9 protein-coding genes and 1 pseudogene are annotated in these 13,065 nt (G+C 71.4%); 6 read left to right on the top strand and 4 right to left on the bottom strand.

The window, feature by feature from the left end:
• Positions 1–51: 51 nt before the first annotated feature.
• Positions 52–939 (bottom strand): SGNH/GDSL hydrolase family protein, encoded by an 888-nt coding sequence (locus CFP65_RS03130; RefSeq protein ID WP_104814634.1) that lies wholly within the window; start codon positions 937–939, stop codon positions 52–54.
• Between the two features lie 132 nt (positions 940–1,071).
• Positions 1,072–1,491: a PaaI family thioesterase gene (locus CFP65_RS03125; protein WP_104814633.1), complete on the bottom strand. Its 420-nt coding sequence runs from the start codon at positions 1,489–1,491 to the stop codon at positions 1,072–1,074.
• A 75-nt stretch (positions 1,492–1,566) separates the two neighbouring features.
• Here CFP65_RS03125 and CFP65_RS03120 point away from each other — a divergent pair, with 75 nt between their 5' ends.
• The 6 genes and pseudogenes from CFP65_RS03120 to CFP65_RS03095 all read left to right on the top strand — a co-directional run bounded on the left by CFP65_RS03120 (position 1,567) and on the right by CFP65_RS03095 (position 10,066).
• The gene (locus CFP65_RS03120) at positions 1,567–2,142 is read left to right on the top strand and encodes a DinB family protein (protein WP_254552194.1); all 576 of its coding nucleotides are present in this window, start codon (positions 1,567–1,569) and stop codon (positions 2,140–2,142) included.
• A gap of 120 nt (positions 2,143–2,262) precedes the next feature.
• Complete coding sequence (locus CFP65_RS03115) at positions 2,263–3,504, top strand: cytochrome P450 (RefSeq protein ID WP_371682351.1); 1,242 nt, start codon at positions 2,263–2,265, stop codon at positions 3,502–3,504.
• Between the two features lie 186 nt (positions 3,505–3,690).
• Complete coding sequence (locus CFP65_RS03110; protein ID WP_104814632.1) at positions 3,691–5,793, top strand: McrB family protein; 2,103 nt, start codon at positions 3,691–3,693, stop codon at positions 5,791–5,793.
• Complete coding sequence (locus tag CFP65_RS03105) at positions 5,786–7,054, top strand: McrC family protein (protein ID WP_254552193.1); 1,269 nt, start codon at positions 5,786–5,788, stop codon at positions 7,052–7,054. The genes CFP65_RS03110 and CFP65_RS03105 overlap by 8 nt, the downstream gene beginning before the upstream one ends.
• 96 nt (positions 7,055–7,150) lie before the next feature.
• Positions 7,151–8,989 carry a TerD family protein gene (locus tag CFP65_RS03100; RefSeq protein WP_104820617.1) on the top strand — a complete coding sequence of 613 codons (1,839 nt, stop codon included), beginning with the start codon at positions 7,151–7,153 and terminating at the stop codon, positions 8,987–8,989.
• Positions 8,990–9,062: 73 nt separating this feature from the next.
• Positions 9,063–10,066, top strand: a pseudogene (locus CFP65_RS03095) (IS5 family transposase).
• A 158-nt stretch (positions 10,067–10,224) separates the two neighbouring features.
• Here the strand turns inward: CFP65_RS03095 and CFP65_RS03090 are convergent.
• Both CFP65_RS03090 and CFP65_RS03085 read right to left on the bottom strand, forming a co-directional pair.
• On the bottom strand, positions 10,225–11,478 hold the full coding sequence (locus CFP65_RS03090) for a serine/threonine protein kinase (RefSeq protein ID WP_104814631.1): 1,254 nt from the start codon (positions 11,476–11,478) through the stop codon (positions 10,225–10,227).
• A gap of 39 nt (positions 11,479–11,517) precedes the next feature.
• Positions 11,518–13,035 carry a S8 family peptidase gene (locus CFP65_RS03085; RefSeq protein WP_104814630.1) on the bottom strand — a complete coding sequence of 506 codons (1,518 nt, stop codon included), beginning with the start codon at positions 13,033–13,035 and terminating at the stop codon, positions 11,518–11,520.
• Between the last annotated feature and the right edge of the window lie 30 nt (positions 13,036–13,065).

The raw sequence follows: 13,065 nt of genomic DNA, 5'->3' as shown, positions 1-13,065 counted from the left end.
CGGTCCTTCGGGACCGCCCGACGCGTCGGTTCCCGGCCGGGAGCCGACGACTCAGATCTTGGCCAGGAAGGCGTCGGCGATCACCTGGTAGCCGGTGTCGTTGGCGTGGATGTCGCCCCGGGCCATGTTGGTCCACTGCATCACCCGTGCCACGTTGAGCGGCACCTGCTGGCCGCCGAACGGCACCAGCGGGAGGAAGGCGTCGGTGGAGAACGCCTTGGCCACGTCGGCGGTCGGCACGCCGTGGACGGCGTCGGTGAGGTCGATGGTGGTGTTGAGCACGTCGGCCAGCGGGACGGAGAGGCCGGCCTGGGCGCGGCCCTGCTCGCCGGTGAGCCAGACGGCCAGGAACGGGTCGTAGAGGTTCATCCCGACGATCCGGGTGTGCGGGCCGGCGGCGGCCTTGAGCTTGCCGAGGATGGTGTCCAGGCCGGTGGCCACCTTGCCGACGCCGTTCAGCGCGCAGGGCAGGTCGACCTTGCCGCCGGTCAGGCAGCCGTCCACGTCGTTGGCGCCGATGTCGATGGTGACCAGGGTGCGGTCGCCGTGGTGCGCGCGGAGGAAGGCCAGGGCGGCCTCCAACTGGGAGCCCTGGTACGGGTGCGGGTACGGGCAGCCGCCGTTGATCATGCTGCCGGTGGTCTCGCCCGGGCAGCCGAGGTCGGTGAACCGCAGGGAGTGGTGCGCGGCCGAGGCGCGCTCGCCCAGGGTGCGGGCGAGGTCCTGGGCGTAGCCGTGGCCGACCTCGTGGCCGCCGCCCGGCAGCGACTGGTAGCCCGCCGCGAGGGAGTCGCCCAGGGCGAGGTAGTACCTCGGCGTGTCGTGGTCCTTGGCGGCGGACTTCGCGGCGGAGCTCGCCGCCGAGGCGGGGGTGGCCGCGGCGAGGACGGCGGCGATCGCCGCGACGGCCAGGGCGGGTCTGAGCAGGGCTGTGCGCATGTAACTCTCCAGCGGGTCCGACGGTTGGGCACCGCGAGGCTACTGCCGGGTAGCGCGTAGGAGTAGGGGTCGGACCGGACCAATTCCGCCGGACCGGCCCGCGTGGTTGCCGACCCCGGTGGTCGCCGGGGGTCAGCCGGGGAAGGCGTAGACCGTGGTGGCGTGGGCGGCCGGCGCGGCCGGGTCGGCGCCCTCCTCGGCGAGGGTGATGTCGAGGAAGGCCATCCGGCGGCCGAGCTTGGAGATCCGGGCCGTCACCAGCACGTCCCGCCCCACCACCGGGCGTTGGAAGGTGGTGGACTGCTGGACAGTGGTCATCGGCTCGAAGCCCTCCCGGGCCGAGCAGATCGCGATCACGCAGGCCGTGTCCGCCGCAGCCATCATCGCCTGCCCGCTCAAGCCGCCGCCCTCCCGGGCCAGTTGGTCCGACCAAGGCAGCCGCAGCACCGCGTGCTGCGCCCCCGTCTGTTCCACGCTGAGCCCCAGCGCCAGGACCCAGGGGGCGAAGTTGTCGGCGAGGATCTTGTCCGCCTCGGCGGTGGAGAGAGTCACCCGCCCATTCTGCCCACCCGGCCGCAGCCCGGAAACTCGCTGGCGCGGGCGGCCGTTGCGGACGACCATGCCCCCATGAGCGAACGGATCGAACACGAGCGGACCGAGCGGTGGACGGTGGCCACGGTCTACCCCGACATGTGGGTGGACCCGGCGGACGACCCTCGCAACAGCGAGGGCCCGGGCCCGGACGGGGAGTTGGCCACCCTGGTCGGCTACCTGAACGACTACCGGCTGACGCTGCGGATGAAGTGCGAGGGCCTGGACGCGGCGCAGCTGGCCCGCCGCTCGGTACCCCCGTCCACGATGTCGCTGCTCGGCCTGGTCCGCCACCTGGCCCGGGTGGAGCGGGACTGGCGGAACTGGATCACCGACGGCGAGCCGCTCCCGAAGCTGTACGAGGGCCGGGACGCGGACTTCGACGGCGCGGTGGCCGACCCGGCGGTGGTCGAGGCCGCCTTCCGCGACCTGGAGCGGGAACAGGCCGCGCTGGACGAGGAGTTGGCCGCACACGCCGACCTCGGCGCGCGGGTGGGAAGGGAGCGCCTCTCGATCCGCGAGATGATCGTGCACCGGATCGAGGAGTACGCCCGGCACTGCGGGCACGCCGACCTGCTGCGCGAGTGCGTGGACGGCCGGGTCGGCCAGTAGCGCGTCCGGCCCGCCGGATCGGCCGGTGGGGCGGCCCGTGGGGCGGTACGGTCGGTGGCCATGGGCGTGGAACAGCGGCGGGTGAACGGGATCTTCGAGCCTCGGACCTACGCGGAGGGGGTGCCGTACGGGCTCTACCGGGAGCTCCGGGCGGCGGCGCCGGTCTGCTGGGTGGAGGAGCCGGCGGTCGGCGCCTGGCCGGCCGGGCCCGGGTACTGGGCGGTGCTGCGGCACGCGGACGTGAAGCAGGTGCTGCGGAGCCCGGAGGACTTCTCCTCGTACCTTGGCGGGACCCAGATCCGCGACCCTGACACCACAGCCGATCTTGAGTTCGCCCGGACGATGATGCTCAATCAGGATCCGCCCGACCACTCCCGGCTGCGCCGGGCCGTCGCGGCCGCCTTCACGCCGCGTGTGCTGCATGAGCTCACCGCGGCCATCGAGGAGCGCGCGGCCGAACTCATCCGGAGGATCCGGTCCTTGGGCGAGGTCGACTTCGTGCCGGTCGCCGCTGACCTGCCCGTGTGGACCCTGGGGCGAATTCTTGGCGTGCCTGAGCAGGACCGACAGCTGCTGGTCGACTGGTCGAACCGCGTGATCGGCTACCAGGATCCCGACTACGCTCGGTCCAGCACCGCCGACCCGTCCCAACTCACCGGCATGGGCCGCACCGCGCTCGCCCACCGGCCCGCCGCCCTCACCACCCGCGACGGCCGCCCGGTCAACCCGCGCTCTCGCGCCGCCCTGGCCGACATGTTCGCCTACGCCCACGCGCTCGCCAAACAGCCACCCCCAGGAAGCATCGTCGCCCGGATGCGGGAAGCCGGACTGAGTGCCGACGAGTTCGAGACGATGTTCTTTCTGTTCGGAGTCGCCGGTAATGAGACGCTGCGCAATGGTCTGCCCGGCGGTCTGTACTCCCTGCTCGTCCACCCCGACCAGTCCCTTCGGTTGGCGCGATCGCCGGATCTGGTCGCCCCGGCGATCGAGGAGATGCTCCGATTCTGGCCGCCGGTACTGGAGTTCCGACGCACGGCCACCCGGGACCTGGTACTCGCCGGGCAGCCGATCCGCGCCGGCGACAAGGTGGTCGTCTATCACGCCTCCGCCAACCGAGACGACTCCGTCTTTCCTGACGCGGACCGCTTCGACATCGTCCGGACGCCGAACGATCACGTCAGTTTCGGTTTCGGCCCGCACTTCTGCGTGGGCGCCCGGCTCGCCAGGGTTCAGATGGCGGCCCTGATCCGTCGTGTCGTCGCCGAGCTGCCCGGCCTGGAGCTCGCTCCGGGAGCGCCGCCGAAGCGGCTCGTATCCAACTTCCAGAACGGGTTGAAGGAGCTGCGTATCTGTTGGCGGTAGCAGAGGAGCTGTTGGGGCCGCTCGCCGAGCCCGACGCGCCCGCGGCGCGCACCACGGACTGCCCGAGCGAGAGTCCGTACTCGCAGGCGGCACCGTGACGGTTCGGGGACGATGGGGCCGCTCCGCGCCCGGTAATCAGCTGGACCCGCACACGATGGCCAAGCAGGCGCGTGCAAAGATGATCGAATGACCGATGGGACTGACGTAGCGCTCCTCGCCTCCCTGTTCGACCGATCGGCTGTCGCCGAGCAGGCCACGGCAGCCGAAGTCGAACGGCAGCGGGTGACGGCGGATTTCCCACCGGTGGCTTGGGCGGAACTGCCGTTGGAACGCTACGCGCTCGGCCTGGACCGTGCCGCTGCGGACGGCCCGTCCTTCTGCCAACTCCTGGAGTTCGGCACGCCGAAGCTCGGCAGCATCAAGGGCGGCAGCGCCGCGAAGCACATCATGTACCGGCATCACTCCGGAGAATGGCGGCTCGCGGCCCCGCTCCAGCAGGCCGGTACCCACCAAGCGGCGTGGGAACGTCTGCGGAGTCAGTTCACCGCAGCCTTCGACGCCGCCGGACGCGGCGACTTCGATGCCCTGGACGATCTGGAACTCCTGCAGTACGGCCCGGCCCTGGTGACCAAGGCCCTGGCTGTGTACTTCCCCGAGCACTTCCTGCGCATCTACTCCGCCGCCCACCTGCGCAGGTTCATCGAGCTGCTCGGCGGCGTACCGCAACGGAACATGCCGGCCTGGCAGGCGAACCGGCTCCTGCGCGACCTGGTGCTGAAGCACCCCGCGTTCGAGGACTGGTCGATGGACGAGGTCGCCACCTTCCTCTATGAGAGCTTCGACCCGCGGCCGCGTCAGCGCACGGTCTGGAAGATCGCGCCCGGTGACAAGGCCCGTCTGTGGCAGGACTGCCTCGACGGCGGGTTCATCTGCGTCGGCTGGGACGGCACCGGAGACCTGACCCAGTACGAGGGGGAGGAGGACCTCCGAGCGGAGCTCGACCGGCTTCCGGATGCGAAGCCACGTGGCAGTCTTCTCGCGGCCCGGCGGTTGCTGGACTTCCGGGATCTCGAACCCGGCGACGTGGTGATCGCCAACCGCGGCAAGTCCGAGGTCCTGGGGCTGGGCACGGTCACTGACGGCTACCGTTTCGACCCGGGGCGCTCCGAGTACCGACACCTGGTCTCGGTGGAGTGGGACGTCTCCTACGCCCAGCGCCTTGCCCGGGAGCAGCCGTGGCAGTCCACCTTCGCCAAGGTGTCCCGCCCGCTCCTCAAGGAGATCAGGGCCGGCCGGCCCCGGGCCGCGGGAGCCCAGACCGGTCCCGCACCGGAACCGACCGCTGCCGAACTCCCGGACGAGGTACGGCAGGTCCTGGACGCACTGCACCGCAAAGGTCAGGTGATCCTGCACGGTCCGCCCGGTACGGGCAAGACCCGGTTGGCCCTCAGCGTGGCCCTGGCGCTCGCCGGCCAGGCCGAGGCCATCGACGCCGCACCTGCCGAACGTGACAGCGCCATGCGCGGACTGCACGACGACAGCAGTATCAAGCTCGTGACCTTCCATCCGTCCTACGGCTACGAGGATTTCGTCGAAGGATTCAAGCCCGACCCCGACGCCTCCGGCACCGGGCTCTCGCTCAAGCCCACGGACGGGGTGTTCCACCGCCTGTGCGCCGCCGCCGAGAAGGACCCCGAGCGGACGTTCCTGCTGATCATCGACGAGATCAACCGCGGCGACCTGCCGCGCATCTTCGGCGAACTGATCACCCTGCTGGAGCTCGACAAGCGCAGCCTCACCGTCGACCTGCCGATCACCGGCCGCCGCTTCTCGGTGCCGCCGAACATCCGGATCATCGGCACGATGAACACCGCGGACCGCAGCATCAGCCACCTCGACGCCGCGGTGCGCCGCCGCTTCGCGTTCCTACGCGTAGCACCGGACCCCGACGCCGTCTCCGGCCTCGTCGGCCCGCTGAACCTCGGCACGTTCTTCTCCGAGCTCAACACGCGCATCACCCGCCACCTCGACGCCGACCACCAGCTGGGCCACGCCTACTTCCTGCGGGGCGGAGGCCCGGTCGCCACCGAAGAGGAACTCGAAGCAGTCCTGCACCACGACGTCGTCCCCTTGCTGGAAGACCACTGCCTCGGCCGCGCCGATCTGCTGCAGCGCATCCTCGGCCGCCTGGTGGACGAGACCGGCCAGCCCCACCGAATCCCCAGCAAGGACTTCCTCACGACCCTGGTCGCGGAGTTCCCCGAGGCCTCGGCCGGAGCCGATGAGTAGCCTGCCGGAGCGGCGGATCAGTGAGTACGAGTCCCTCGACCTGGCGGAGAACCAGCTGACGGAACGGGACCTGACCCGGCTCCGAGGACTCCAGAGCCAGAGACGGTTCACCGTCGACGCCGGCCCCCGCGGCTGGCGGCTGACCGCCGGCGCCACCGTCGGAGTACTCGTCCTCGACCGGTTCAGGCTGGTCATCGAGCCGAAAATGGCTCTCACCGGCGACCAGCTCATCCACTGGCTCTGCTACGCCCTCGCCGTCCCGGTACCCCATCAGACCACGCTGCGGCACTGGGCCGCGGACCGGCACGGCTACGCCGATCTGGTCGCCGCTGGGCTGCTGACCGAGTGCCAGACGCTCCTGCGGGACGGGCTGCGCCGCGACTATCTCGGCAAGGACCGCCTCGAGCCCGTCCTGCGGGGCCGACTCGACATCACGGCACAGGCCACCCGTCGTTTCGGCATGCTCGACAAGCTGCATGTGCGCACCTTCGAACGCGACGCGGACATCTGGGAGAACCGGGTCTGCGGCGCCGCGTTGGCCGCCGCCGTCACCACTACGGCCAACCCGGAGCTCGCCCGTGCACTCCGTGACCTCGCGGCCGCCTTTCCGAGGGACACCACCCCCGCCGCGTCCCTGCGCTCCCTCGACCGAGCCCGCTATCACCGCCTGAACATCCGCTACCGGCCAGCCCACACCTGGGCCGGGCTCCTCCTGCGCGGCGGCGGTGTCACCGACCTGCTCTCCGGCGGCGAATACCACGCCGACAGCCTGCTGCTCGACCTGCCGAGGCTCTGGGAGGCAGTGGTGCGGCGCCTGGCCGCCGAAGCTGCCACACCGCTCGGCGGGCGGATCGTTCCCTCCAGCGGCGGGACGGCGATCACCACGAGCGGTGACCTCTCCCGCCACCCCGGCTTCCACCCCGATCTGCTGCTCGGCTTCCCCACCACGGCCCCTCCGGGCGAGCAGGTGCTGCTCCCGGTGGACGCCAAGTACAAGCGGTACGGGCAGAAGCCGGTCAGCTCCACCGATGTGCACCAACTGCTCACCTACATGGCCGGATACTGTCGTGGTGCAGACCCTCGCTCGGTGATCGTCTACCCGAGTCCCGGCGGACTACGGCACCGAACGCTCCGGGTGGCCGGGCCGTACGGCCGGCTGGGGACCATCCACGTCGCCGGCCTGGACATCGCCGCCGACCCGAGCGACTCCGCCTCCGATCTCCGCGAGCTGTGCCTGAGTGACTTCGCATGTGACAACTGACATGCGGGTGAACCGCTATGACAGCTGGAACCGAACGGGTGAAACGAAGGTGTGGATCCGACCGAAGAGGACTGGAACCCGTGCATCCTTGCCCTCATGACCACGGCTGCACCGTCCGGCGACCCCACCGCGGAGTCAGGTCACGTCGGAGACTGGGCTCTAGTCGACGTGGAGACCTCAGGGCTGAGCCCGAGACAGCACCGGGTGCTGTCGATCGCAGTGATCACGGTCGACGCGGCAGGAGAGCGGACCGGCGAGTTCTCGACGCTCCTCGATCCCGGGTGCGATCCCGGACCGGTCCACATCCACGGTCTGACGGCAGAGCGTCTGCGTGGCGCGCCTACCTTCGACCTTGTCACCCGGCAGGTCGGCCTGATGCTGCAGGGTCGCGTGATGGTGGCACACAACGCCCAGTTCGACTACGACTTCCTGGCGAGAGAGTTCGCCGTTGCCGGCAGGCCGTTGCCGGTGTCCAGGCGGCTGTGCACCGTGGCACTGAATCGGCGGCTGGGTACGCCGACCGGGGACATGCGCCTGGACACCTTGGCGACCTTCTACGGCGTCGCCCGCCACCGTGCGCACGACGCGCTCGACGACACACGGGTACTGGCCGGCGTGCTGCGGCATTCCTTGGCGCAGGCGGCACGGCTGGGAGTGCCGCTGCCGCTGGTGGCGTGCCCTCCGCGCCGCGGCTTCGGCTACGGGCCGACGGCTCCCAAGGTTCCCTGCGGTTACCGGAATCCAGGGCGGCTGGCCAAGGGCGGTCCGCTGGTGCAGGGGATGAAGGTCGCCATCACCGGTGAGACGACGGTGCCCCGGGAGGAGTTGGTCCATCAGGCGGTGGCGGCCGGGCTGAACGTGATGTCGTCGGTCAGCCGACTCACCAGTCTGCTGGTCACCAACGACCTGGGCTCCGGATCGGCCAAGGCGAAGCGTGCGATGGCGGACGGCATCCCAGTCGTCGACGAGGGCCACTTCCGCCGTCTGCTCGAGAACGTGCAGCGGGGGGTGGCGCACGAGGTCCCCGGCGGTGCCCATAGCACGAGGCCGAAGGGGGCCCCGATCGCGGGTCCACCGCCGCTTCTCCTGCCGTCTGCGACGCGGAGCCGTCCAGCACGGAGGGCGCGCGGACGGCTGACGGGCCGACGTGTCCTCGTACTCGGGGGAGTGCACGCCGACGCGTCGGCGACCCGCGCGCGGGTCGTGGAGCTGGGGGGAGCGGCGGCCGTGAACCTCTCGGCCGCCGTGACCGACGTCGTGGTGCTGAGCGGTGGCGAGGCGGACCGGCGGATGGAGCGGATCGAAACGCTCGGGCTGGCCGTCCACCGACCGGGGTGGCCCGACACCACGGCCGTGGAGCCCGACAGCGGCGCGGGGGAGGCGCTCACCGCACCGGCGCCGGCCGCCCAGGTCCTCCCCAGGGGCGGGGTCGCCGATCTGCCGGTCAGCACGGACGGGACGAGCTGGACGGTCAGCGCGTCCTGGGCCCAGCAGACCAGCTGCGAGGTCGACGTTGTCGCCTTCAGCCTCGACCAGGACGAACAGGTCGCCCGTGACGAGGACTTCGTTTTCTACGGGGCCCCGGAGAGCCCGGACGGCACCGTGCACCTGTCGACGGACGGCCCGATGGAGCAAGCGATCACGGTCGACCTCGCGCCGGTGCCTGACTCGGTCCGCAAGATCGCCATCGCCGCTGCCATCGACGGCTTCGCCACCTTCGGCGAGGTGGGCGCGGTGGAGATCACCCTCGCCGCGGGCATCAGCGCCCGGCCGGTCCTCCAGTCCACACTCGACGCCGCGACCACCGAACGGACGCTGCTCCTCGCGGAGATCTACCGCCGCGGATCGTCGTGGCGGCTACGGGTGGTCGGCCAGGGGTTCGACCACGGCCTCGACACCCTGGCTCGCGACTACGGCGTCAACATCGAGGACTAGGGCACGTATCGGGTTGTGATCACTTTGTGGGTTTCGCCCTCGCGCTCGTGCCTGATCCGGTAGATCGTGTTGTGTGACGCGTGTGCAACTGACCGATGCCGAGTGGGAGTTCATCGAGCCGTACCTGCCGATCGGCGAGTACGGCCCGTACCCCGAGCGGCTGCGCCGCCAGTTCGAGGGCGTGATCTGGCGGTTTCGGACGGGCGGCCAGTGGCGGGAGATGCCGAGCGAGTTCGGCGCCTGGTCGACCGTCCACAACCGCTTCCGGCAGTGGAGGGACGCCAGGGTGTTCGAGGCCCTGCTGGAGGGCGCGATCACGGAAGCCGCCAGACGGGGCGAGGTGGACCTCTCGCTGGTCAGCGTGGATTCCACCACCATCCGGGCCCACCACGACGCCGCCGGGATGCACCTTGACCCCGACACGCTCGCCGACCTGGAGAAGGCCGCCGAGGAGGCGGAGAAGGCCCGGCAAAAAGGGGCGGCCCGCAGGGACAAGACGGACAGGACACCGCACACGACCCGGAACGGGACGAGCTCCGACGCGTCCGACGCAGGCGAAGGCTCCGCCTGAAGGCCGCCCTGCTCGGACGCTCCAGAGGCGGACAGACCAGCAAGGTCCACGTCGCCGGCGAGCGCAGGTGCCGCCCGCTGGCGTTCATTCTGACCGAGGGGCAGGCCGCCGACAGCCCGCAGTTCATCCCCGTCCTGGAGAAGGTGCGGGTCCGCGGGCCCGTCGGCCGCCCCCGCACCCGGCCCGACGCGGTCGCCGGGGACAAGGCCTACTCCTCCCGCGCCAACCGCGCCCACCTGCGCGGTCGCCGTATCAAGGCGGTCATCCCCGAGAAGAAGGACCAGGCCGCCAACCGGAAGAAGAAAGGCAGCAAGGGCGGCCGGCCCGTCAGCCACGACACCGACCTCTACAGGGAGCGGAACACCGTCGAGCGCCTGATCAACAAGCTGAAGGCCTGGCGAGGCATCGCCACGCGATACGACAAGACCCCCGGCAGCTACCTCGCCGGCCTCCACCTCCGCGGCGCGATGATCTGGATCAAAGACCTCACCAAAACCGCCCCGTGATCACAACCGAATACGTGCCCTAGACGAGGGGCCGGGGTCTGGGACGTTTCGGGAGGGCAACCCCGTGCCGGTGGCGATCTGGTGGTACGTCAGGTCGAGAGCGCAGAGGCAGAAGGCACCGGGCTTCACCCGAACGCGCCGAGGAGAGCACGGGCTGATCAGAGTGCGGCGGCCAGGGCGGGCCAGAGCACCTGAGGGTGGCGGATGTCGCTGTGCGCGCCGGAGAACGGGGACTGGTCGGCGGCGATCACCGCGTCGGCGTGCAGGCGGTGGAAGTGCCCCGGCTGGAAGGCGTAGGGCGTGCCCGCCTCCTGGAGCTCGAACTGGGTCACGCCGTCCTGCTGGAAGCCGTCGTGGCCCATGCCGCCCCAGCGGTAGGTGAGGTCGGTGGCGCTCTCGGAGTCGCTGTGGCTGAGCATCGAGGCCGCCGGGTACCACCAGCCCACCGCGCGGTCGGCCGCCGAGAAGGTGGCCAGCAACGGCCCGGCCACCTTGGCGCCCAACCCGGCCAGGAAGCCGTTGCGGGCGGAGTCCACCGGCAGCGGGGCGGCGAAGCCGAAGTGCGAGAAGGCGCCCTGGATCAGGTAGAGCGAGCCCACGGTGGGCGCGCTCTCGGCCGGCAGGCCGGTCAGGGCGAAGGAGACCAGCCGGGCCCCGAAGCTGTGGCCCATCAGGTGCACCCGGGGCCCGCCCGCGCCGATCCGCCCGAGCAGTGGGCCGAGCCCGTCCCGGCCCACCACCCCGGCGCGGTTCTTCATCTCGTAGTAGCTGGCCGTGCGCAGCGCCTCGCGGGCGCCCTGCCAGAGCGTGGTGAACGGGTTCGGCAGCCCCTCCGCGTCCGAGCGGGTCCTGGTGCCGGCCTTCGCCAGGCCGGAGAGGGTGCCGAAGACCTCGGCGGTCGGGCCGGTCAGCACCGCCTGCTCGCCGCTGTCCTCCGCGGAGAGCGGCGGCGAGGTGACCAGGCCGCCGATCAGCGCGTGGGCCTGCTGGAGGGCGGCCGGGTCGGCCGGCTGCTGGTCGAGCAGCGTGGTGGCCTGCTGGAGCCCGGCCTGCTGGGCGGGCGCGAAGGCCGGGGCCAGCGCCGCCGCCAACTGCGCACCGGTGGAGGGCGTGCCGGGCCCGGAAGGGTCGTCCTCGGGGAAGAGCAGCGAGGGCCAGAACAGGCCGACCACTCCCACCTTGCCGCGCAGGGCGGGGGCGAACTGGTCGATCTGGTGCGAGAGTTCGGTGAACATGTCCTGGTGGAGACCGGCGGCCCCGGCGGTGGAGGTGTTCCAGCCGTGCGAGAGCAGGTACAGCTCGCTCAGCCCGGCGGTGGGCAGTGCGGCCAACAGGCCGCCGTCGTCGAGGAGTTCGCCCTCGCTACCGAAGCGGACCTGCCAGTACGGCAGCCCGGCGATCGGGTCGGCCATGGTGCATCACATCCGAAGTCGGGTTGGTTTCTCGGAAGTTCAGACGGCGGACATCACCCGCATCAGGTCGAGCAGGCCGTGCCCTTCGAGGTAGCGGTCGCGACCCAGTGAGGTCGCGTTCGCGCAGAACAGCTGCTTCACCTCGCCCGCCCGGCCGATGAACTCCGGCCGGGCGGAGAGGAAGGCGGCGATCGCGCCCGAGACGTGCGGGGCCGCCATCGAGGTGCCGCTCTCCTCCACGTACGCGGCGATCTCCTGGTCGGGCGGTGCCAGGGTGGCGAGTTGGGCCCGCAGCCGACCGGTCGCACAGGAGGTGATGTGCTCGCCCGGGGCCAGTAGGTCGGGCTTGAGCCGGCCGTCCAGGGTCGGGCCCTTGGAGGAGCTGTAGGTGACTCCGAAGTCGTGCGGCCGGTCGCGGTGGGTGGAACCGACGGTGATCGCGCCCTCCGCGTTGCCCGGGTCGGTGATGGTGGCCAGCACCGCGCGGGCGTCCGAACTCCCCTCGCCCGGCAGCGATTCGCCGCCGAAGCCGCCGTTGCCCGCGCTCACCACGACCACCACGCCGCTGGCCGCCAGCAGGTTCACCTCGCGGCAGAGCGGGCTCAACCCGCAGGCGTAGTCCCGCGGGTCCCAAGGGCAGCCGAAGCTCAGGTTCACCCCGTGCACCAGCAGCAGCCGGCCGCCGGTGTTGAGCGTCTCGCGGATGTAGTACAGCGCCTCGATCACCGCGCTGGAGGAGGTGACCAGTTCACCGCCGCGCTCGGCCAGCACCTTCAGGCTGACCAGCTGCGCGCGGGGCGCCATCCCGGCCAACTCCCTTCCTGGGCCCAGCTCCCGGGCCACCCAGCTGGGCAGCCCGTCGGCCACCGTCTCCACGCTGCCGATCAGCGGCCGGGCCTCGGGCGGCAGCGCACCGGCGATGATCCCCGCGACATGGCTGCCGTGGCCCGCCGGGTCGGTGAGCGGAGCGTCCGGCACGGCCTCGCCCGGGGCGGGCAGCGGCGGGACGAGGGCGGTGAAGTCGCGGTGCAGCCGGGCCACCCGGCCGGTGAGGGTGCCGTCGGCGAAGTGCGGGTGGGCGGCGTCGATGCCGCTGTCCAGTACGCCCCAGACCACGCCCTCGCCGGTGGCCGCGTAGGCGCGGCGGACTGCGTCGGCCTTGACGGTGGAGACCGAGCGGTCGATGTGCGCGTGCAGGGTGTAGTCCGGCCAGATCCGGAACAGCGTGTGCGGGCCGTGCCCGTCCGGCCCCCGGTCCTGGGCGAGCAGCTGCTGGATCTCCTCCGGGCGCAGCACGCAGAGCACGTAGCTGGCGGCCAGCGGACGGGGTTCGGGCGGCGGGTCGGCGGCCGTGCGGAAGGCCTCGTGGTGCACGGCGAGGAAGTCCTGTCGGGTCTGCTCGGTGGAGGGGTCGCGGGCCAGGTCCATCTCCACCAGCACCGGGCTGCGGCCGTCGGGCAGGACCCGGACGACCTGGTCGCGTCGGTCGGGCGGCACGCCGGGGCGGAGCGCGGGGCTCACCGCGCAGAAGCCGCCCGGGTGGGCGGGTGAGGTCATCGGACCGGCCTTCCGCCGAGTGGGCTCCTC

The sequence above is a fragment of the Kitasatospora sp. MMS16-BH015 genome (assembly GCF_002943525.1).
Classification (GTDB): Bacteria; Actinomycetota; Actinomycetes; order Streptomycetales; family Streptomycetaceae; genus Kitasatospora.
Note: the sequence above shows the minus strand (reverse complement) of the source record. Positions and strands in the feature narration are given on the sequence as shown.

Excerpts from the sequence above, each read along its gene's own strand:
- CFP65_RS03120 (WP_254552194.1), top strand. The coding sequence starts at position 1,567 with ATGAGCGAACGGATCGAACACGAGCGGACCGAGCGGTGGACGGTGGCC.
- CFP65_RS03085 (WP_104814630.1), bottom strand. The coding sequence starts at position 13,035 with ATGACCTCACCCGCCCACCCGGGCGGCTTCTGCGCGGTGAGCCCCGCG.
- CFP65_RS03105 (WP_254552193.1), top strand. The coding sequence starts at position 5,786 with ATGAGTAGCCTGCCGGAGCGGCGGATCAGTGAGTACGAGTCCCTCGAC.
- CFP65_RS03130 (WP_104814634.1), bottom strand. The coding sequence starts at position 939 with ATGCGCACAGCCCTGCTCAGACCCGCCCTGGCCGTCGCGGCGATCGCC.
- CFP65_RS03110 (WP_104814632.1), top strand. The coding sequence starts at position 3,691 with ATGACCGATGGGACTGACGTAGCGCTCCTCGCCTCCCTGTTCGACCGA.
- CFP65_RS03090 (WP_104814631.1), bottom strand. The coding sequence starts at position 11,478 with ATGGCCGACCCGATCGCCGGGCTGCCGTACTGGCAGGTCCGCTTCGGT.
- CFP65_RS03100 (WP_104820617.1), top strand. The coding sequence starts at position 7,151 with ATGACCACGGCTGCACCGTCCGGCGACCCCACCGCGGAGTCAGGTCAC.